The 21,475-nt window shown below is 70.4% G+C and carries 8 protein-coding genes and 6 pseudogenes; 4 read left to right on the top strand and 10 right to left on the bottom strand.

What is annotated here, in order from left to right:
* Positions 1-117 precede the first annotated feature (117 nt).
* The 3 genes from HK415_RS26620 (at position 118) to HK415_RS19720 (ending at position 2,406) form a co-directional block, all read left to right on the top strand.
* On the top strand, positions 118-774 hold the full coding sequence (locus HK415_RS26620; RefSeq protein WP_309246870.1) for a hypothetical protein: 657 nt from the start codon (positions 118-120) through the stop codon (positions 772-774).
* Positions 732-1,838, top strand: coding sequence for a DNA-processing protein DprA (gene dprA / locus HK415_RS19725; RefSeq protein ID WP_171562207.1), 1,107 nt, complete (start codon positions 732-734; stop codon positions 1,836-1,838). The genes HK415_RS26620 and dprA overlap by 43 nt, the downstream gene beginning before the upstream one ends.
* Before the next feature lie 85 nt (positions 1,839-1,923).
* The gene (locus HK415_RS19720; RefSeq protein ID WP_171562199.1) at positions 1,924-2,406 is read left to right on the top strand and encodes a Smg family protein; all 483 of its coding nucleotides are present in this window, start codon (positions 1,924-1,926) and stop codon (positions 2,404-2,406) included.
* Positions 2,407-2,415: 9 nt separating this feature from the next.
* Here HK415_RS19720 and HK415_RS27470 read toward each other — a convergent pair.
* The 5 genes and pseudogenes from HK415_RS27470 to HK415_RS19690 all read right to left on the bottom strand — a co-directional run bounded on the left by HK415_RS27470 (position 2,416) and on the right by HK415_RS19690 (position 11,860).
* Positions 2,416-4,994, bottom strand: a pseudogene (locus HK415_RS27470) (DUF1631 family protein).
* Complete coding sequence (gene secF, locus HK415_RS19705; protein ID WP_171562195.1) at positions 4,969-5,922, bottom strand: protein translocase subunit SecF; 954 nt, start codon at positions 5,920-5,922, stop codon at positions 4,969-4,971. Before secF ends, HK415_RS27470 begins: the two are co-directional and overlap by 26 nt.
* Before the next feature lie 43 nt (positions 5,923-5,965).
* Positions 5,966-7,845, bottom strand: a pseudogene (secD, locus tag HK415_RS19700) (protein translocase subunit SecD).
* Between the two features lie 3 nt (positions 7,846-7,848).
* Entirely contained in the window at positions 7,849-8,181 is a 333-nt protein-coding gene (yajC, locus tag HK415_RS19695) for a preprotein translocase subunit YajC (protein ID WP_171562193.1), read from the bottom strand.
* A gap of 116 nt (positions 8,182-8,297) precedes the next feature.
* Positions 8,298-11,860 (bottom strand): annotated as a pseudogene (locus HK415_RS19690) (indolepyruvate ferredoxin oxidoreductase family protein).
* Between the two features lie 128 nt (positions 11,861-11,988).
* On the opposite strand from HK415_RS19690, the pseudogene HK415_RS19685 reads away from it, so the two are divergent.
* Positions 11,989-12,464, top strand: a pseudogene (locus HK415_RS19685) (Lrp/AsnC family transcriptional regulator).
* Between the two features lie 82 nt (positions 12,465-12,546).
* Here HK415_RS19685 and mltA read toward each other — a convergent pair.
* The 5 genes and pseudogenes from mltA to HK415_RS19660 form a co-directional block, all read right to left on the bottom strand.
* A complete protein-coding gene (mltA, locus tag HK415_RS19680) occupies positions 12,547-13,746 on the bottom strand; it encodes a murein transglycosylase A (RefSeq protein ID WP_216369833.1) in 1,200 nt (399 codons plus the stop codon).
* 133 nt (positions 13,747-13,879) lie between these two features.
* A pseudogene (locus tag HK415_RS19675) lies at positions 13,880-14,470 on the bottom strand (response regulator transcription factor); the annotation flags it as partial.
* 41 nt (positions 14,471-14,511) lie between these two features.
* Positions 14,512-16,500 (bottom strand): annotated as a pseudogene (locus HK415_RS19670) (ATP-binding protein); the annotation flags it as partial.
* 31 nt (positions 16,501-16,531) lie between these two features.
* Positions 16,532-17,341, bottom strand: coding sequence for a carbon-nitrogen hydrolase family protein (locus tag HK415_RS19665; protein ID WP_171562187.1), 810 nt, complete (start codon positions 17,339-17,341; stop codon positions 16,532-16,534).
* 13 nt (positions 17,342-17,354) lie between these two features.
* The gene (locus tag HK415_RS19660; RefSeq protein ID WP_309246767.1) at positions 17,355-21,362 is read right to left on the bottom strand and encodes a YhdP family protein; all 4,008 of its coding nucleotides are present in this window, start codon (positions 21,360-21,362) and stop codon (positions 17,355-17,357) included.
* Positions 21,363-21,475 lie beyond the last annotated feature (113 nt).

The following is a 21,475-nucleotide window of genomic DNA, read 5'->3' as shown; positions in this document are numbered from 1 at the left end:
TCGTCAACGAGGGCGACCTCGACATGACGCCGCGCATCGTCGGCCTGCCGGAAGACCGCGTCCTGATCACCAGCGGCGACCGCGCCTATGCCCGCGGCCGCAACGGGATGCCGCTGGGTGGAAACCGACCCGCGCGTGGTCGAGGCCTTCCGCATCTACCGCAACGCCGTGCCGCTGAAGCACCCGATCACCGGCGCCGTCCTCGGCTACGAAGCCAAGTACCTGGGCAGCGCCGAACTGGTGCGCAGCGAAAGCGTGCAGCCGGTGCTGATGGCCGGTGGCGGCACCCGCCCGACCATCGTGCCGGCCACCGTGGACATCACCCGCGCCAAGGAAGAAATCCGCGTCGGCGACCGCCTGATGCCCGAGCCGGTGCGCGGCTTCGGCAGCTACGTGCCGCGCGCCCCGCGCCTGCCGGTGGACGGTGCCATCGTCTCCGTCTACGGCGATGCCGTGACGCTGGTGGGTCAGAGCCAGGTGGTGGCCCTGAGCCTGGGCATGGTGGACGGCCTGGAGCCGGGCAACGTGCTGCAGATCCTGCGCAGCGGCCGCCGCGTCGACGACCGCACCGAAGCGGGTGAGCGCGCCCTGGTGAAGCTTGCCCGACGAGCGCAGCGGCCTGCTGATGGTGTTCCGCACCTTCGACCGGCTGTCCTATGCGCTGGTGCTGGAGATCACCGACACCGTCTCCATCGGCGACCGGGTGACCAACCCCCGCTGAGCGCGCGCCCATGCAGCGCGACGAGCTGGCTGGCTGGCTGCGCCTCGCGCTGAATCCCGGGCTCGGCCCGCAGGCGGCACGCAAGCTGCTCGCGGCCTTCGGCCTGCCCCCTTCCATCTTTGCCCAGGACGAGGCCACGCTCGCGCAGGTGGTGGGCGCCCGCGCCGGCGCCCTGCGCAAGGACCCCGCCGGCTTCGATGAACTGCTGGACACCACCCTGGCCTGGCTGGCCAAGGACCCCGACCGGCGCGAGGTGCTGACGCTGGGCGATGCGGGCTATCCGCAGGCGCTGCTGGCGATCGAGGATCCGCCGCTGATGCTCTATCGCATGGGCCTGCTGGCGGAAACGCCGCAGCGCGCGCTGGCCGTCGTCGGCAGCCGCAATCCCACCCCACAGGGACTGCAGAACGCGCGCCGCTTCTCCCGGGCCTTTGCCGAGGCCGGCGTGACCGTGGTCTCGGGCCTGGCACTGGGCATCGACGGCGCCGCCCACGACGGCGCGCTGGAAGGCTCGGCCGCCGGTGCGGTAGCCACGATCGCCGTGGTGGGCACCGGCCTGGACCGCGTCTATCCCAAGCGGCACCTGGAACTCGCGCACCGCATCGCCGAACGCGGGATGATCGTCAGCGAATATCCGCTGGGCACGCCGCCGCTGCCGGAGAACTTCCCGCGCCGCAACCGGCTGATCGCCGCGCTCGGCCAGGGCACGCTGGTGGTGGAGGCGGCGCTGCAGTCCGGCTCGCTGATCACCGCGCGCCTGGCCAGCGAGCAGGGCAAGGAAGTGTTCGCCATCCCCGGCTCGATCCACTCACCCCATGCCCGCGGCTGCCATGCGCTGCTGCGCCAGGGCGCCAAGCTGGTCGAAAGCGCGCAGGACGTGCTGGAGGACCTGCGCTTCGTGCTGCCCGCCGCGCCCGCGCCGGCGGCGGGCGAAGAGCCGGAAGGCGAGAGCGCGCTGCTCGATGCCATGGGCTACGACCCGATGGGGCTGGATGCGCTGATCGCGCGCACCGGCATCCCCGCGCCGCTACTGCAGGCGCAGCTGCTGGAGCTCGAACTCGCGGGCCAGGTGGCGCGCTTGCCCGGCGGCCTGTTCCAGCGTCTCGCGAGCGCGTAAAGCGGCGTGTAAAGCGACGCGCTGCCGCAACAGCGCGCGCGAAACGCGTGGCCCGGCCGCGCGCGCTGGGGCTATATTGAGGTTCATGTTTGAAGTGCTGGTGTTCGTTTACGAAAACTACTGGCGCGGCGATGCCTGCCCCGAGCCCCACCAGCTCGAACGCAAGCTCAGCGCCCATGGCTTCGAACCCGAGGAGATCCACCAGGCCCTGGTCTGGCTGGACGGCCTCAACGTCGCCGCGCAGAACATCTGCGTGCCGGAGGAGTCCCAGCTGGAATGGGCGCCGGAGCCGAGCGAGACCAGCATGCGGGTCTTCTCGATCGCGGAACAGGACCACCTCGGCGCCGACTGCCTCGGCTTCCTCAGCTTCCTCGAAAGCGCCGGCGTGCTGCCCGCGGCCCTGCGCGAGATCGTCGTCGACCGCGCGATGGCCGCCCCGGGCGACCCGGTGCCGCTGGACGCGCTGAAGATCATCGTGCTGATGGTCTACTGGCGCTTCAGCATCGAGCCGGATGCGCTGGTGCTCGACGAGTTGTGCGACGACTCCGAGGATCGCGTCGCGCACTGAGCTGCGGGTTTACTGCAGCAGCCGCTCCGGATTCGCATCCAGCTTGGCCAGCGCATCCCGCGTGGCGCGCACCGTCAGCGCTTCCTCTTCGGTCGGCGTGAGCAGCCCGGCCTGCAGGTACGAGGCCAGGCGGCGCAGCGGCATCAGGTAGCAGTAGCCGTCGTTGGCGGCGAACAGGTGCAGCTGGCGCCGGTCGCTGCACCAGGCGTACTGTGCCTGCGCGATGCGGCCGTTGTGGTCCATGGTGAACCAGGTGCCTGGCTGCAGCTCGTTGGCCCACCCCATCATCGCCGCGCTCGGCTGCGAGCCGCCGGTGCTGATCACCTCGATCATCGACGCGTCGATGCCCAGCATCATCTCGATGCTTTCCTGGTCCAGCGGCAGCTCGCCGGCGTCGTCGTCGGACACGAAGTCCTCCAGGTTCGCCAGCCGGCGCGTCATCTCCTCGATGCGCGCGTGCGGGATCGCCTCGGTCTTGGACAGGAAGGCGTCCGCGAGCGTGTCGCCGATCACCTTGATGTGGTTCTCCTGGTCCGCGGAGTTCAGGCCGAGCAGCGACATGCCGCGGCGCAGGCGGGCCAGCAGGTCCGGCAGGTCCTGGATCACCTTGGCGCGGTCGTGCCGGTTCGGCTTGGCGCTGGCGGCCCAGACCAGGTCGCTGGCGGACTTCTTCAGCGCCAGCGTCTCTGTGTGCTGCGGCCCGTTCTTCACCGCGGCCACGGCCAGCACCTCGGCCCAGACCTTGAACAGGAACTCGCGGATCTCCTCGCGCACCGGCACGTCGCTGAGCATCTTGCGCAGCTCGATGGTGTACTGGATCGCCATCGTCTCCTTCTGCTCCACCTGCTGGGCGACGCTCACCAGCTTTTCTGCGTCGGGCCCTTCTCGGTGAGGAAGCGCGAGAGGAAGCGCTGGAACTCGTCGTAGACCAGCTGGAACACGCGCCGGCCGGTCTCGGGGTACTGCTCGATCACCTGCACCACGCGCCGGATCTCGGTCTCCAGCGCGCTGCCGCCGATGGCGGTGGCGTCGAAGCCGAGCACGCACGATCCCATGCGGTCGATCAGCTGGCGCGCCGGGTGCTCCAGCGAGCCGAAGAACTCGGGCTCCTGCAGCGCCACGCGCAGCACCGGCATCTGCAGGCGCGCGAACCACACCCGCACCGCGGGCGGGATGCGCTCTTCGGCCAGGATGCTCTGGAACATCAGCGCCACGATCTCGATCGTGGCCTTTTCGCTGCTCGTGGACGCGCGCTGCTTGAGTTCCTGCGAGCGCTGGCGCAGGTCGATCGCCACCTGCTCCACGGCGTCGTCGTCGAAGATGACGATGTCGCCGACGGTCATGGCGTCGTTCACGCGGGTCTGCACCTGCGTCTGGACCTGCGTGGCGTGGTGCGTGACCGCGGCCACCAGCGAGGGCGAAGGCGGCGTGCGCGTGCCGCCTTCCTGGCCGTCGGCGCCGGCGCCGACCTTGTCGCGCAGCAGGCGCTTGAGCTGGCCGAGCACGCCGCTCGCGCGCGCCTTGGCCTTGCCGAGCGGCGTGCCCGCCGTCGGGTCGCCACCGCCGCCCTGGCCGTTCATGACTTCGGCGGACGAGAAGAAGGAATCGGCCATGTTGCCGGCGGCCGTGCCGGCCGCGCCACCACCAGCGGATCCACCGCCACCTCCGCCACCTCCGCCACCGCCGGAGCCGGCAGCGCCGGACCCGCCCGCGCCGCGGCCGCCGTTTCCGGCTCCACCGCCACCGCCGCCGTTTCCGGCTCCACCGCCACCGCCGCCACCACCTCCGGTGCCGGCGCCCGAACCTCCACCGCCGCCGCCCGCGCCACCGGGGCCGCCACCGCCACCGCCACCGCCACTGCGCGCGACACCTGTTTCAGGCGCCGGCTGCTGCGGTTGCTGCGGCGGGCGCTTGACGCGCGCGCGCAGGTCGATGTGCGGCAGCACGCCGCTGTCGACCAGGAATTCGTTGGCCTGCTGGTAGCCCTCCATCGCCCGCGGGACGATGAACTCCTGGATCACGTCCTTGGACGCGACCCAGCTCTCGCGCGGCAGCTTCACGGCCGACCACTGCTCCACCAGCACCTGCGCCAGCGCTTCCGGGCGCAGCACGTCCTCGGTGGCCAGTTCCTCGCCGCCTTCCAGGTGCGTGATGCGCAGCTTCAGGTCGTTGAGGTCCCACACCGCCTTCTCCTGCACCGCCATCGCCAGGCGCGAGGAGAGGATCTTGTTCTCGACGACGTCATCGCCGATCAGTTCGAGCGTGGCGAGCTCCACGCGCACCCGCCCGGTCGCCGTGGGCGGGACCACGGCGCGGCGCCAGGCGCGCGCCACGGCGTCGACCCACTTGGCCGCAGCCTGCTCGAACTCCACCAGCGCATCGCGCCGCTGCTGCATGTCGCGGCCGCTCTTGGCCGCGCCCATCTGCTCGGTCAGCCGGTTGCGCAGCGCTTCCGCCAGCTCCGGCAACACCCCCTGCATGTGCGCCACGAAACGCTCGCGCGCCTGGCGCGCGAGCGGCGCGGCGGCGGGGAGTGAGCGTGGACGACATGCCTTCGCTGCCTCAGACGGTGGCGCCGGCGTTCGGATCGGCGGGGTCGCCATCCTTCTTCACGCCGCCCTTGACCAGGTCCTCGCGCTTGATGCCCAGCCACATGGCGATGGCCGCGGCGACGAACACCGAGGAGTAGATGCCGAACAGGATGCCGATGGTCAGGGCCATCGCGAAGTAGTGCAGCGTGGCGCCGCCGAACAGCAGCATCGACAGCACCATGATCTGGGTGGACCCGTGCGTGATGATCGTGCGGCTGATGGTGGAGGTGATCGCATGGTCGATCACCTCGGTGGTGTTCATCCTGCGCTGGCGCCGGAAGGTCTCGCGGATCCGGTCGAAGATCACCACCGATTCGTTCACCGAGTAGCCCAGCACCGCGAGCACCGCCGCCAGCACCGCCAGCGAGAACTCCCACTGGAAGTAGGCGAAGAAGCCCAGGATGATGATCACGTCGTGCAGGTTGGCGATGATCGCCGCCACCGCGAACTTCCACTCGAAGCGCAGCGCCAGGTAGACCATGATGCCGGCGACCACCATCGCCAGCGCCTTCAGGCCGTTGGAGACGAGCTCCTCGCCGACCTGCGGGCCGACGAATTCCACCCGGCGCAGGGTGACCGCCGGATCGGTCGCCTTCAGGGCGGCGATCGTGCGGTCGCTCTGTTGCGCGGAACTGACGCCTTTCTGCGCCGGCAGCCGGATCAGGACGTCGCGGGCGGTCCCGAAGTTCTGGACCTGCACGTCGGCATAGCCCAGGCCGGCCACCGCCCGGCGCACGCTTTCGATGTCGGCGGGCTGCGAGTAGCTCACCTCCATCACCGTGCCGCCGGTGAATTCGACCGAGAGGTGCAGCCCCCGGCTGAAGAGGAAGAACACCGCCGCGAGGAACGTGACCAGGGAAATCACGTTGAACACGAGCGCGTTCTTCATGAACGGGATGTCCCGCCGGATCTTGAAAAACTCCACTACCTTGTCCTTTTGGGGGCGCACGCGCCCCTGAAGCAATCTCTTACTCTGCCTTGGTTATAGCGCCATCGGCGTCCGGCCGCCAGACCGTGCCGATGGAAACCGACTTGAGCTTCTTCTGGCGGCCGTACCAGAGGTTCACCAGGCCGCGGGAGAAGAACACCGCCGAGAACATCGAGGTCAGGATGCCGATGCAGTGGACCACCGCGAAGCCGCGCACCGGCCCCGAGCCGAAGGCCAGCAGCGCCACGCCGGCAATCAGGGTGGTCACGTTCGAGTCCAGGATGGTGGCCCAGGCCCGGTCGTAGCCGGCGGTGATCGCGGCCTGCGGCGAAGCGCCGCTGCGCAGCTCCTCGCGCACCCGTTCGTTGATCAAAACGTTCGAATCGATGGCCATGCCCAGCGCCAGCGCCATGGCCGCCATGCCCGGCAGGGTCAGGGTGGCCTGCAGCATGGACAGGATCGCCACCAGCAGCAGCAGGTTGACGCCCAGCGCCAGGCTGGAGAACACGCCGAACAGCATGTAGTACACGATCATGAAGGCGCAGATCGCGGCGAAGCCCCAGGCCACGCTGTTGAAGCCCTTCGCGATGTTCTCGGCGCCCAGGCTGGGGCCGATCGTCATCTCCTCGATGATCTCCATCGGCGCGGCCAGCGAGCCGGCGCGCAGCAGCAGCGCCAGGTCGTTCGCCTCGTTGACGTTCATCGAGCCGGAGATCTGGAAGCGGTTGCCCAGCTCGCCCTGGATCACGGGCGCGGTCAGCGCCTCGCCCTTGCCCTTCTCGAACAGGATGATCGCCATCCGCTTCTTGAGGTTCTCGCGGCTGACGTCGCGCATGATGCGGCCGCCCTTGGCGTCCACGGTCAGGTCCACCTTGGGCGCCTGCGACTGCTGGTCGAAGCCGGTCTGGGCGTCGGTCAGGCTGTCGCCGGTCAGCACGACCTGCTTCTTCACGATCACCGGCCGGCCGTTGCGCTCCATGAAGCGCTCGGAACCGAAGGGCACCGGGCCGGTGCCGAGTTCGGCGGCACGGCCCTCGGTGCTCTCGTCCACCAGGCGGAATTCCAGGGTCGCGGTGCGGCCCAGGATGTCCTTGGCGCGCGCCGTGTCCTGCACGCCCGGCAGCTGCACCACGATGCGGTCGGTGCCCTGCTGCTGGATCACCGGCTCGGCCACGCCCAGCTCGTTGATCCGGTTGTGCAGCGTGACGATGTTCTGCTTGAGCGCCTGGTCCTGCAGGCGGCGCGCGGCCTCCGGCTTGATGGTCGCCACCAGCCGCGTGGTGTCGCCCTGCACGGACTCGGTGACCTGCAGGTCCGCGAACTGGTCGGTGATCACGGTGCGCGCAGCCTGCAGGGCCGCGGGGTCGCGGAAATTGACCACGAGCTCGTTGCCGCTGCGTTCGATGCCGGCGTGGCGCACGTTCTTCTCGCGCAGCACGCTGCGCAGGTCGCCCGCGAAGGATTCCACCTTCTTGGTCAGCGCCGCCTGCATGTCCACCTGCAGCATGAAGTGCACGCCGCCGCGCAGGTCCAGGCCCAGGTACATGGGGCGCGCGTTCACGGCCTCCATCCACCCCGGCGTCTTGGACAGCAGGTTCAGCGCCACCACGTAGCCGGCGTCGTTGGGGTCCGGCGACAGCGCGCGCTGGATGGCGTCCTTGGCCTTCAGCTGCGCGTCGGTGCTTTCCAGGCGCACTTGATCGACGCACCCTCCTGGGCCAGCGACAGCGGCTTGATGCCCGCCTGCGCCAGCGCCTGCTGGATGCGCGCCTGGGTCGTGGCGTCCACGCGCACGCTGCTGCGCGCCGCCGACACCTGGACCGCGGGGTCCTCGCCGAAGAAATTGGGCAGGGTGTAGAGCACCCCGATGAGGAACGCGACCACCAGGATCGCGTACTTCCAGAGCGGATAGCGGTTCACGGCTTACTTGATGGAACCCTTGGGCAGGACCTGCACGACGGCCGTGCGCTGGACCTGCACTTCCACGCCGGGCGCGACTTCCACGCCCAGGTAGGTGTCGCCCAGCTTGGTGACGCGGCCCAGCAGGCCGCCGGCGGTGGCCACCTCGTCGCCCTTGGCGAGGGCCTCCACCATGGCGCGATGCTCCTTCTGCCGCTTCATCTGCGGGCGGATCATCACGAAGTACAGGACCACGAACATCAGCACCAGCGGCAGCAGGCTCATGAAGGAAGACTGCATGTCGCCGCCGGCAGCGGCGGCCGGCGCCGTTTGGGCGAAGGCGGAAGAGATCAACACGGTGACTCCAGGTCGAAAACCGTCAAGGGAAAGGGATGCCCGCGGGGCGGCCAGCACGAAGCTGCCCGCCTGCCGCGGAAAGGAAGGACGATTGTAGGGGGAAGCGCCGGGGGCCTTCAGGCGGCCTGGCGCTCCGTGGCCTGGCCGCGCCACTGTTCCATCAGGCGCTGCCATTCCGGCCGGACCGCCGCCAGGTTGCGCGCCTTGACATGGCCGTAGCCGCGGATCTTGTCCGGCAGGCCGGCAATTTCCACGGCCAGGGCATGGTTGCCGGGCTGCAGGCCGGCGACGAGTTCCAGCACGGTCTGCCGGTATTCCTCGACCAGCGCGCGTTCCGTGCGGCGCTCCTCGGTGCGGCCGAAGATGTCCAGCGGCGTGCCGCGCAGGCCCTTGAGGCGGGCCAGCAGCTTGAACAGGTGGAAGGTCCAGGGGCCGAACTTCCGCTTGACCAGCTCGCCCTTGTCGTCGTGCCTGGCCAGCAGCGGCGGCGCCAGGTGGTAGTGGACCTTGAAGTCGCCCTCGAACTGGGCGGCGATCTTCTCGCGGAAGCCGGTGTCGGCGTGCAGGCGGGCGACCTCGTATTCGTCCTTGTAGGCCATCAGCTTGAACAGGCCCTTGGCGACCGTTTCGGTCAGCAGCGACTTGCCCAGCGGCAGCTCGGCGACCCGCACCCGCTCCACCAGGTCCCGGTAGCGCTCGGCATAGCCGGCATCCTGGTAGTCCGTGAGGAAGGCGACACGGCGCTTGACGATGCTTTCCACCGTTTCGCGCTTCTTGAACTCGATCACCTGGGCCGACGGCGCCATCAGGCCGGCCACCGACGCCGGATCGTGCGCGGCCCGGCGACCCCACTGGAAGGCGGCCTTGTTGTTGTCCACCGCCACGGCGTTGAGCTCGATGGCGCGCAGCAGCGACTCGCGCGCCAGCGGGATCCAGCCCTTCTGCCAGGCGTAGCCCAGCATCAGCGGGTTGGTGTAGATGCTGTCGCCCATGACGCGGGCGGCCAGCCCCTCGGCATTGAAGGAGCCCATGTTCTCGAGGCCCACGGCCTTGCCGATCTCGACGGCGCAGGCGTCCGAGGGGTTCTCCCAGGCAGCGTTCTTCACGAAGGCCGCGGTCGGCGTGCTGTGCGCGTTCAGCGCCACGCGGGTGCGGCCCGGGCGCATGCGCAGCACGGTTTCCTTGCCGCCGGTGACGATGGGATCGCAGCCGATGATCAGGTCGGCCGCGGCCATGCTGACGCGGGTGGTGCGGATCGCGTCCTGGTCGTCGGCGATCAGCACGTGGCTCCAGGTGGCGCCGCCCTTTTGCGCCAGCCCCGCGGAGTCCTGGGTGACGATGCCCTTGCCTTCCATGTGCGCGGCCATGCCGAGCAGCTGGCCGATGGTGATGACGCCGGTGCCGCCGACGCCGGCGACCACGATGCCGTAGGCCTCGGCGGTGGCGGGCAGCATCGGCTCCGGGATCTCCGGGCCTTCGAAGGGCGAGGGACCCGCTTCCTTCTTCGCCTTGCCTTTCAGCCGGCCGCCCTCGACCGTGACGAAGCTCGGGCAGAAGCCCTTGAGGCAGCTGGTGTCCTTGTTGCAGGTGCTCTGGTTGATGGTGCGCTTGCGGCCGAACTCGGTCTCCAGCGGCTCCACCGACAGGCAGTTGGACTTGACGCTGCAGTCGCCGCAACCTTCGCAGACCAGGTCGTTGATCATCACGCGCAGCGCCGGGTCCACCATGGCCCCGCGCTTGCGGCGGCGGCGCTTCTCGGTGGCACAGGTCTGGTCGTAGATCATGGCCGTGACGCCCTGGATCTCGCGCAGCTCGCGCTGGATGCGATCGAGCTCGTCGCGGTGGTGCACGGTCACGCCGGCAGGCAGCCTGGCGCCCTCGTACTTCTCCGGCTCGTCGGTCACCACCACCAGCTTCACCACGCCTTCGGCCACCAGGCTGTGCGCGATCTGCAGCGGGGTGTGGCCCTCGGGACGCTCGCCCACCGGCTGGCCGCCGGTCATCGCGACCGCGTCGTTGTAGAGGACCTTGTAGGTGATGTTCACGCCGGCGGCGATGGCCTGGCGGATGGCCAGCGAGCCGCTGTGGAAGTAGGTGCCGTCGCCCAGGTTGGCGAACATGTGCTTGTCGGTCGTGAAGGGCTGCTGCCCGACCCAGGGCACGCCTTCGCCGCCCATCTGCGTGAAGCCGATGGTGGCGCGGTCCATCCAGGTCGCCATGAAGTGGCAGCCGATGCCGGCCATGGCGCGCGAGCCTTCCGGCACCACGGTGGAGGTGTTGTGCGGGCAGCCGGAACAGAACCAGGGCATGCGGTCGCCCTTGACCTCCACCACCTGCATCGCGCGTTCCTTGGCTTCCAGGATCGCCAGCTGCGCGTCGATGCGGCCCTGCACGTCGGCATCCAGCCCCATCTTCTTCAGGCGGCGGGCGATCGCGCGCGATCAGCGCCGGCGACAGGTCCGCGTTGGCGCGCAGCAGGGTGTTGGCCGTCGGGTTGGGCATCGACCATTCGCCGCCCGAGTAGTCGCCGTCGGCTTCCTCGAACTTGCCCACCACGTTGGGACGCACGTCGGGCCGCCAGTTGTAGAGCTCTTCCTTCAGCTGGTATTCGATGACCTGGCGCTTTTCCTCCACCACCAGAATCTCGCGCAGGCCCTGTGCGAATTCGCGCGTGATCTGCGCTTCCAGCGGCCAGACCACCGCCACCTTGTGCAGGCGGATGCCCAGGCGGCGGCAGGTGTCGTCGTCCAGGCCCAGGTCCAGGAGGGCCTGGCGGGTGTCGTTCCAGGCCTTGCCGCTGGCGATGATGCCGAAGCGGTCGTTCGGCGTCGCGATGACGTTGTAGTTCAGGCGGTTGGCGCGGATGTACGCCAGCGCGGCGTACCACTTGTAGTCGAACAGGCGCGCTTCCTGGTCCAGCGCCACGTCGGGCCAGCGGATGTGCACGCCGCCGGGGGGCATCTGGAAATCGGTGGGAATGTGGATCTGCACGCGCTCGGGATCGATCATCGCCGTGGCGCTGGACTCGACGATCTCCTGGATCGTCTTCATGCCGGACCAGACGCCGGCATAGCGGCTCATGGCGAAGGCGTGCAGGCCGAGGTCCAGGATCTCCTGCACCGTGGCCGGGAAGAACACCGGCAGGCCGCAGGCCTTGAAGATGTGGTCGCTCTGGTGGGCGGCGGTGGAACTCTTGGCCACGTGGTCGTCGCCGGCCACCGCGATCACGCCGCCCCAGGGCGTGGTGCCGGCCATGTTGGCGTGCTTGAAGACGTCGGAGCAGCGGTCGACGCCGGGGCCCTTGCCGTACCAGATGCCGAACACGCCGTCGAACTTGTTGCTGCCGGGAGGCGCGAACCCGAGCTGCTGGGTGCCCCACAAGGCCGTGGCCGCGAGTTCCTCGTTCACCCCCGGCTGGAACACGATGTTCTGCGCCTCAGGTACTTGCGGGCCTTCCACAGCGCCTGGTCGTAGCCGCCCAGGGGGAGCCGCGGTAGCCGCTGATGAAGCCGGCGGTGTTCCTGCCGGCCAGCGCGTCGCGTTGACGCTGGAGCATCGGCAGCTTGACCAGCGCCTGCACGCCGCTCATGAAGGCGCGCCCGTAATCGAGCGAGTACTTGTCGTCCAGCGTGACGGTCTCGAGCGCCTTGCGAATGTGTTCGGGCAGCGGTGCGTTCATCGTTGTCTTGTCTCCATTGACGCGCCTGTCGTGGCCGTCCAGTGTATGCGTGGCTAGCCGATAGGTTTTTGCTTTCTGTGCCTTGGGACCGGTAGGATGGGGAAGATTCTTTCGCCAAAAGCCACTTTATGGAAACACTCGACAGATATGACGTCCAAATCCTTACCGAGCTGCAGGCCGACGGGCGCCTGACCAACGCGGAGCTTGCGCAGCGCGTCGGCCTGTCCGCCGCGCCCTGCTGGCGGCGCGTGCGGGCGCTGGAGGAGGCCGGCTACATCAAGGGCTACCACGCGGAAATCGACCGCCACCGGATCGGGCTGGGCGTGCTGGCTTTCGTGCGGCTGGATGCCGACCGCAACACCGGCGAGCGCACGCGCGAAATGGAGGACGCGATCCGGAAGATCCCGGAGATCGTGTCCTGCCACTACATCAGCGGCGCCGGAACCTTCGAGCTGCAGGTGGTGTCGCGCGACCTGGACACCTTCTCGCAGTTCGCGCGCAAGGTGCTGATCAACCTGCCGAACGTGAAGGACCTCCACACCAGTTTTTCACTGGGGAGGTGAAGGCGAGTTCGAGCTGGCCGCTGTCGCACCTGAAGGCTTGATGCTGGGGTTCGCTTCGCTCACCACCAGCCTACGAAACTGCCTCCGGTAGGCTGGCGGTGAGGCGCAGCCGAACCCCAGCGTTCAACGCGGCCAGAGCACCCACATCGCCAGCGGCTGCTTCAACCTCCCGGCCACATCCCCCGCCTCGGGCCCCCACCCCACGAAGTAATCCGCCCGCACCGCCCCCACGATCGCACTGCCGGTGTCCTGCGCGATCACCAGGCGGTTGAGGTTCAGGAGCGGCCCGGGCGAGGCCAGCCACACCGGCGTCCCATAGGGGATGCTGTCCTTGTCCACGGCGATCGAGCGGCCCGGCGTGAGCGGCACGCCCTGCGCGCCGCGCGGCCCGAAGGCGGCGTCCAGCTCGGTCAGCGGCTCCTCGCGGAAGAACACCACCCGCGGGTTGCTCCACAGCATCTCCTGCACGCGCTGCGGGTTGGCGCGCGCCCAGGCCTTGATGCCCGGCCACGATGCATCGCGCAGCGCGCCCTGCTGCAGCAGCCAGCTGCCCACGCTGCGGTAAGGCTGCTCGTTGCTGCCGGCGAAGGCCAGGCGCATCGTGCTCACGCGGCCGTCCGGCTCGGTGACCCGCACGCGGCCCGAGCCCTGGATCTGCAGGGACAGCGCATCGAGCGGATCCGCGACGTAGGCGATCTCGCGGCCGCGCAACGCCGCGCGTGCCTGTGGCAGGGTGTCGATTTCCTGCCGCGTGTACCAGGGCCTGCGCGTCGCGCTGTCCGCGGGCAGCCGGTAGAGCGGCACCTGCTGCGCCGCGCTGGGCACGCGGCTGGCATCGAGCATCGGCTCGTAGTAGCCCGTGAGCAGAGACTCGGCGCCCGGCTGCAGCGGCTCGACGCGATAAGGCTGCAGCCGCTGCGTCATCCAGGCGCGCTGCTCGTCGGCGCTGGCGATCGACAGGCGCCGCACCTCGGGGCACAGCGCCGCGTGCGGCGGCTGCGGCCGCTCGCAGCTGCGCACCCAGGCATTCCACGCCTCGTGCAGGGCATCGCCGGCGAAGCCCGGCAGCTCGCTCCAGGCCACCGGCACCCAGCGGCTGCGGCCGCGGGTGATCACGCCCGGCGGCAGGCCGTCCACGGGCGCGGGTTGCACGCCAGCAGGCGCGGAGGCAGGCGTCGGCGGGCGCGCGGGCGCCTGCGGCGGCAGCGGCACGGAGGCGCAGGCCGCGAGCATTCCTACAATCGCGGCGAAGGACAGGACCCGGAAAGACATGCTGCTGATTCTGCTGGAAGCGCTGGGCGCGTTGGTGCTGCTGGGCCTCATCGTCTGGTGGACGATGTTTTCGGGGCGCAAGGGCGGGGAGCCGCCGCGGGAGGAAGACAAGTAGGCTGGCGGTGAGCGCGAAGCCGAACCCCAGCGCTGTTGAGCATCGCTGGGGTTCCTGCGTCACCCCAGCCTACAGGTCGCGCAGCAGGTTCGCCAACTCCACCGCCGACTTCACTTCCATCTTGTCGAACACGCGCGCGCGGTGCACCTCCACCGTCCGCACGCTGATCGCGAGCTGGTCGGCGATCAGCTTGTTGGGCAGGCCCTTGGCCACCAGGCCCATCACGTCGCGCTCGCGCTCGGTCAGCTCGGCCAGCCGGTTGTGCAGCGCGCCCTTCTTGCGCTGGGCGGCCAGCACCTCGGCCGAGCGGCGCAAGGCGTCCTCGATGCGGTCCACCAGGGCGTTGTCCGAGAAGGGCTTCTCGCAGAAGTCGAAGGCCCCGCGCTTGACCATGTCCACTGCGGTGGGCACGTCGGCATGGCCGGTCAGGAAGATCACGGGCAGCGCCTCGGCCAGGCCACGTTCCGTGATCTGCTCGAACAGCGCCAGCCCGCTCATGCCGGGCATGCGCACGTCCAGCAGCAGGCAGCTCGGGCTGTTCGGGCGGAAGCCGCCCTGCAGCATCGCGTCGAACTCCTCGCCGCTGGCGAAGGTGGAGGACAAGAGGCGGCGCGAGCGCAGCAGCCAGGCCAGCGCGTCACGCACGCCGGCATCGTCGTCCACGATGAAGACGGTGGCGTCGGCGGCGGCAGGTTGCATGGTCAGGCGAATTGCGCAGGCAGGGTGAATCGGAAGATCGTACCGCGCGGCTGGTTGGGTTCGAAGACCAGCTGGCCGCCGTGCTGCTCCACCACGGTGCGGCACAGGCTTCAGGCCCAGGCCCATGCCTTCCGCCTTGGTGGTGAAGAAGGGCGTGAACAGCTGCTGCTTCACCTCCTCGGCGATGCCCGGGCCGCAGTCGGCCACCGAGAATTCCAGCCAGCGCTTGCCGGCCTCGGTCGCCGTGGTGGCACGCACCTGGATCACCAGCGCGGGGTGCGCGACGTGCGCTTCGTCCATGGCCTGCATCGCGTTGCGCGCCAGGTTGAGCAGCACCTGCTCCACCATCGTGCGGTCGCACAGCACGCGCGGCAGGCCCTCGGGGATGCGGCTGTCCACGCGCACCCCGAGCTTGCGCGCCTGCAGGTTCACCAGCGGCTGGATCGCGTCCAGCAGCGCCTGCGCACTCACGGCTTCGCGCGCCTGGTCGCGCCGGCGCACGAAGTCGTGCACGCTCTTGATGACGCGCCCGGCGCGGTCGGCCTGTTCCGCGATGCGCCGCATGGCGACCTGCAGGTCCGGCGCCGGGGCCGGCGCGTGCTGCAGCAGGTTGATCGAGCCGTTGGCGTAGCTGGCGATCGCCGCCAGCGGCTGGTTCAGTTCGTGGCTGAGGAGCGAGGCCATCTCGCCCACGGTGGCGAGGCGGGCGGTGGCCTGCAGCCGCTCCTGGCTGGCGCGCGAGAGCTCCTCCACGCGGCGCTGCTCGCTGATGTCCAGCACCGCGCTCATCCAGCCGGTCTGCAGGCCCTGCGCGTTGATCAGCGGAGCCTCGATGATCAGCACCGGGAAGCGCGTGCCGTCCTTGCGCATGAAGACCGACTCGAAGCCTTCGCGCGGCGGCCGGTTGCCCCCGGTCAGGCGGACCTCCTGGCGCTTGCCGTATTCCTCGGCGCGCTCGGGCGGCCAGTAGGGCGGCGGGTTGCCCTGCCCCAGGAGCTCCTCCGCGCTGAAGCCCACCATCTGGCAGAAGGCGGGATTGACGTAGGTGGTGCGCCCCTGCAGGTCGCGCGCGCGCAGGCCGGTCACCAGCGAGTCCTCCATCGCCTTGCGGAAGGCCAGCGCGTCGGCCAAGTCCTGCTCCACGCGCAGCCGCCGGCGCGTGTCGTGACCCAGCATGAACAGCACGGTGACCAGGGCGATGGACATCACCGTGACCAGCGCCGTCAGCACGTTGGGGAACAGGTCCGGCTCCGAACGCCGCCAGCTGTCCATGCGCAGCACCATGGTGTTGCCCGGCAGGTCCAGCAGCTGCTGCGCCGAGAACACGCGGATGCCGCGGCGCGCCAGGCCGTGCATGGCCAGGCGGGTGCCGTCGGCTTCGGTGAAGGAGATCTCCTGGCTGCGTCCCATCTGCGGGCCGATCTGCGTGGCCAGCAGGTCGGTCAGCGAGTAGGTGGCGATCACGTAGCCGGTGAGCCGCCCGGCTTCCACCTGCGGCAGGCACAGCTCCATCAGTTCCAGCCCGAGGCCGTCGGCCTGCGGCACGAAATGGCTGCGCGCATAGGCATGGCTGCTCAGGCGGCGCGCCGTGGCGCAGGCCTGCTGGATCTCTCGGGCAGCGAATTGGTGCGGCCCAGGCGGGCGAACACGGGGTTGCGGAAGGGCGAGTCCGCCTCCGACAGCAGCTCCAGCGTGGGGCCGCGCCATTCGATGCGCACCCATTCGCGGTGCTGGCGCAGCAGCGTGTCGGCCTGTGCGCGCCACGCATCGCGCGTGGGATGCCCGGATTGCAGCGCCTGCAGTTCCTGCACGTTGCGGGTGAGGGCCGAGCGCATGTCGCTCAGCGCGTCGGCGACGTCGCGCTCCACGTTGGCCTGCGCGACGCTCGCCTCGTAGCGCGCCGCCAGGTAGATCAGCGTGACCAGCAGCGCGACGACCAGCACGCCGAGCAGCATCCACAGCGACCAGCGGCGCCAGTTGGACAGCCGGCGCACGCCAGGGGAACCGGGAGCGCGATGCTGCTCACAGCACGCGATGCTCCAGTGCCGGCAACTGCGCGCGCACCTGCGCGAGCCGCGCCGCGTCGAGGTCGGCCAGCACGACGCCGGCGCCCGTCTCCTCGCGCGCGGCCAGCACCTGGCCCCAGGGATCCACCACCATGGAGTGGCCCCAGGTGGTGCGGCCGTTGTCGTGGCGGCCGCCCTGCGCCGGCGCGCACACGTAGGCCAGGTTCTCCACCGCGCGGGCGCGCAGCAGCAGTTCCCAGTGCGCCTGGCCCGTCGTGTAGGTGAAGGCGCTCGGCACCAGCAGCAGCTCGGCGCCCAGGGTGCGATAGAGCTCGGGGAAGCGCAGGTCGTAGCAGACCGACAGCCCCACGCGCCAGGCATGGCCGTCGCGCGAGGGCAGGGTGAAGGACTGCGGCAGGCTGCCGCGCTCGATCACGCGCGACTCGTCGTACTGCTCGCGGCCGTTGTCGAAGCGGAACAGGTGGATCTTGTCGTAGCGCGCCACGCACCTGCCTTCGGGCGAATACGCCAGGCTGCTGTTGCGCACGTGCGCGTCGCTCTCGGCCACCAGCGGCAGCGTGCCGCCCACGATCCACATGCGCAGGTCGCGCGCCTGCTGCGCCAGGAAGGCCTGCACCGGGCCATTGCCGAAGGTCTCGCGAACGGCCAGCTTGTCGCTGTCACGCTGTCCCATGAGGCAGAAGTACTCGGGCAGCACGGCAAGCTCGGCCCCCAGCTGCGAGGCACGTTCCAGCAGGGCGCGCGCGCTTTCCAGGTTGGCGTCGACGTTCGCGCCGGAGACGGTCTGCAGGGCGGCGATCTTCATGGCGACTCCGTGCTCAGCGCGTGGTGGCTTCGGCGGGCACCGCGTCCGACGCGCCCGTGGTTTCCGGCGCGGGCGTGCGGGCCACGCGGGTGATGCGCGGATCGGTCCAGGTCCCGTCCACGTGGAATTCCTGGGTGGCCGCGCGCATCAGCGGCTGGCGCAGGAACATCTGCGCCAGGAAGGTGCCCAGGCCGATCGCCGGGTTGATCACGGTGGCCACCAGCGAGGCGGTGCCGGCGTTGATCTCGGGCACCACCACCACCTTGAGGTCCTGCGTCTCGCGCGCGAGGTCCGCCTTGCCTTCCATCAGCACGGCGGCGTTCACGCCCTTCATCTGCAGGTTGTTGGTGGACGCCATGCCCTGCTCGATGGCGACGTCGCCGCGCAGGAAGTCGAAGGCGAACCCGTCGCTGAACACGTCGCGGAAATCCAGCGTCAGCCGCCGCGGCAGCGACTGCAGGCTCAGCACGCCCAGCAGCTTGGCCAGCCCGGGATCGGCCTTGAGGAACTGGCCGGACTCCACGTTGACGTTGAAGCTGCCGGTCATGGTCGGATAGTCGAAGGCCAGCGGCGAGCCGACCCAGGACACGGTGCCTTCCATCGGGCCGCGCCCGCGCCGCACGATGTCCTTCATCCCCAGCCGGGTGAGCAGCTGGCCGGCGTCGTTGATGTCCAGGCGGAACTTCATGGAGGTGCGGCGGCGCTCGTTCGTCCCCACCACGGGACGCGGCCCGCCCGGTGCCACAGCCTGCGCGCCCAGCGCCGCCCAGTTGCCCGATGCGGTGAAGGTGGCCTCCGGCATGCCCAGCGTCAGCTTGTTCAGGCGCCACTCGCGGATGCCACCTTCGCGCGCGACCGTGCCCGGGCCGCGGTTGACCGCGTCGATCTCCAGCCGCCCGAGCGAGCGGCCCTTCAGCTCGAAATCGTCCACCACGATGTCCAGCGCCGGGATGCTCCCGGGCTGCTGCTCCAGGAAGCTTTCGACCTCGCTCGCCGCCGAGGCCGCGATGTTCAGGCGCGCCAGCCGCGCGTACACCCGGCCGGCGCCGGTGCTTTGCGGCTGCCGGTATTCCAGGTAGCCATTGAGTTCATTGGCGTCCACGTTGGCGCGCCACACGCGCCCGTCGCGCGAGCCGCCGATCACCACGTTGTGCAGCGTGCGGCCCTCCACGCTCAGCTCCTTGGCCCGCACCGCCAGCAGCGTGGGCAGGTAGCCGCTGCCCGCCGGCGGGGCGCCTTCCGCGCGCGGTGTCGGCACCGCGCCGGCGGCAGCGGTCTCGGTGCCCGACACGCGCGTGAGCGCGTCCTCCCAGGCATCCACATTGAAGGTGCCCAGCTGCACGTTGGCCATGACGCCGGCGTCCGGCAGCGTGACGCCTTCGCCTGGCGCCAGCCCCACCGCCACCGTGCCGCGCACCACCTGCGGCTCCGCGCCAGACAGGTCGCGCAGGTACTGCACGCTGGCGATGCGCCCCAGGTCCACCGCCAGCACTTCCTGCGCGCGCGCGCCGGGCACCAGGGACTCGCGCGTGAGCGCCGTCTCGTAGCGCAGCGGCAGCACGCTTTCGGCCGCCTTGTTCAGGGGCGCCGGCAGGTTCACGGCCATCCCCTGCAGGTTGCTGGTGACCTGCACTTCGGGCGCGCCGCGGCGGAAGGCGAGCGCCAGGTTGTAGCCGGCGCTGCCGCTGAAGTCGCGCGCCAGGCGCGAGACGAACCCGAGTTCGTGCGCCTGCCGCAGGCCGTCCGCGGTCACCGTGCCCTGGCCGCGCAGCTGCACGATGGTCGCCGGCTCGCCCGGGCCGCCGGGGCGCGTGCCGCCTTCCAGCCGCACGTCGCCGCCCAGGGCGCGCGCCTGCACGCCCGAAAGCTGGAAGCCCTTCTCCGAGAACTGCACGACGCCGCGGGCGCGCGACAGCGCCGGGCTGTCGGGCGAGATCTGCACGTCGTTGCCGGCCAGCGTGACCGTGCCCTGCACCTGCGAACGCGCGAGCTCGTGCACCGGCAGCGCCAGCCGCAGGTCCACGTCGGCGTTGCCGCCCGCCGTGGCGCGGGCCAGCGCATTGCCCGTCATCGCGGCCACCGGCGAGGTGTTGACCACCACCAGCGAGTCGGCCACCGGCCCCTTGATCCGGCCCTTGACCTGCACCTGCGCCTTGGCGAACTGCGGGATCTGCGCTTCCGCCTGCAGCTGCAGCCGCGGGAGGCCCTGCACCGTGCCGGTGAAGTCCTTGATGCGCATGCCCTCGCCCTCGAACACCAGTTCCGCGGCCACCTGCGCCAGCGCCGGCCAGGGCTGCTGCCCTGCCGCCTGCACGCCGCGCGGCACGTACGCGAAGGTGACGTCGCGCACCTGCGTCGTGACCTGGAACTCGCCGCCCTTGTTCTCGGGGAAGGGGAACTGCCGCAGGTCGCCCTTGACCTTGAAGCGCGTGCCGGTGGCCACGCCGGTCAGCACCGAGTCGCGCACGTAGTCGCGCGCGCCCTTGGGCACCCCCTGCGGCAGGTAGCGCCACACGCGCGCGCCGTCCGCGCGGCTGAGGCTGCCCTGCAGGTCCAGCGTGCCCGGAAAGCGCGCGCCGCCCGCCGCCCGGGGATCGCCCGTGCGCCAGCTGCCTTGCGCCTCGCCCTGCGCGTCGGCGTTGCTGAAGCGCAGGCTGTTCAGCGTGAGCGCGATCTGTTCGCCGTTCACCTGCCATTGCAGGTCGGCGGCCAGCGAGTCCAGCGGCAGCAGCGGCTGCTCGAACACGCCGGGGAAGTCCAGCGCGCCCTGCGCGATGCCCAGGCGTGCCTTGCCGCCGGCCTGGGTCAAGTCGAAATCGACGGTCGCGCCGCGCACGCCCGGGGTGCCCGCCTTGCCCTCGGCGTGGGGCCGCGACGCCACTTCGACCGCGCTGGCGCGCCCGCGCGCCTCGTACTTCTGCAGGGCGTCCAGCGGGCCCTGCCAGCGCGCCTGCACGCGATCGACCAGCCCGCGCGGCGCATAGGCCTGCAGCGCCGCGTGCGTGGCCGCGCCGAGAGGCAGCCGGGTGGCGATCTGGCTCAGGGCGCCGAGGTCGAGCCGGTCGGCGCGCAGTTCCCCCTGCGCCGCAGCCTGGCCTTCGGCCGCCGTCCAGGCCACGAAGACGTTGCCGCCCGGCCAGCGCTGGCCGTCCTGCGTGAGGAACTGCAGGTTCTGCGTTTCGAACTGGAAGCCGCCGGCGATGCGCTTGCCGCCCAGGCGGCCGGACATGGACTGCAGCGCCAGCGGCTCCAGCTTGGGTCCCAGCGTGGCCGTGACGTCGGCCAGCACGACGTCCGCCGTGCCGCCGACCACCTGGCCCTTTTCGACGTCGGCCCAGGCGCGCACGCGGCCCCGGCCCTGGGCGATCTCGAAGCCGAGGCTGGCGTGGCGCCGCAGCTGCGACAGGTCCACCGAGCGGAAGTCGCCGTGCAGCTCGCCGCTCCACTGCTGCCAGCGGCCGGCGCCCCCGGCCAGCAGCGGCTGGCGGAACACGCCGGCCAGCGTGAAGCGCTCGCCCCATTCGCGCGGCGGCGTCGCGTCCAGGCGCAGCAGGTGCCGCCGCCCCTGGTTGCGGGAGACGAAATCGACCTGGCCCAGGGCCAGCGGCGGCGCGCCGCGAAGCTCGTCGGTCCACTGGATCCAGCCGCCCTGGATGATGAATTCGGTCTGGCTGAAGAACCAGTCGGCCGCCCGGCCCTCGTTGTCGCTGCTGCGCGAGAAGTCCAGGCCGGCCACGAAGATGCGGCCGTCGGCGGCGCGGCGGATGTCCAGCCGCGGCTGGTCGATGTAAAGCTGCTCGAAGCCCAGGTTCCACAGCGAGCGCGGCGACAGCGCCCCGACCACCGTGCGCAACTGCAGCGCCTGGCGGCCCTGCGGGTCGAGCAGCACCACGTCGTGCAGGGTGAAGGAGGGGATCAGGCCCTCGCTGCGCGCGGTGATGGCGCCGATGCGCACCGGCACGCCGAGGATGCGGCCGGCCCGTATTTCCAGTGCGGGGCGAAGGTCGCCGATTCGCGGCACAATGAATGAATGGAGCGCCCCCACGCCAGTGCGAGCAGCAAAGACGCGGCCAGCAGCAGCCAGAGCGACCACTTGACCGCAGCTGCAAGCAACCTCAGCGAGCGTGAGGGATT

Origin of the sequence: Ramlibacter montanisoli, from assembly GCF_013087525.1 — a bacterium.
In the GTDB taxonomy this organism is placed as follows: Bacteria; Pseudomonadota; Gammaproteobacteria; order Burkholderiales; family Burkholderiaceae_C; genus Ramlibacter; species Ramlibacter montanisoli.
This window is presented reverse-complemented; position numbering and strand designations above follow the sequence as displayed.

What these genes read in the sequence shown, in the direction of transcription:
- mltA (WP_216369833.1), bottom strand. Translation starts at nt 13,746, where the DNA reads ATGAGGCCCAGCAGCACCAACGCGCCCAGCGCTTCCAGCAGAATCAGC.
- HK415_RS19665 (WP_171562187.1), bottom strand. Translation starts at nt 17,341, where the DNA reads ATGAAGATCGCCGCCCTGCAGACCGTCTCCGGCGCGAACGTCGACGCC.
- dprA (WP_171562207.1), top strand. Translation starts at nt 732, where the DNA reads ATGCAGCGCGACGAGCTGGCTGGCTGGCTGCGCCTCGCGCTGAATCCC.
- HK415_RS19720 (WP_171562199.1), top strand. Translation starts at nt 1,924, where the DNA reads ATGTTTGAAGTGCTGGTGTTCGTTTACGAAAACTACTGGCGCGGCGAT.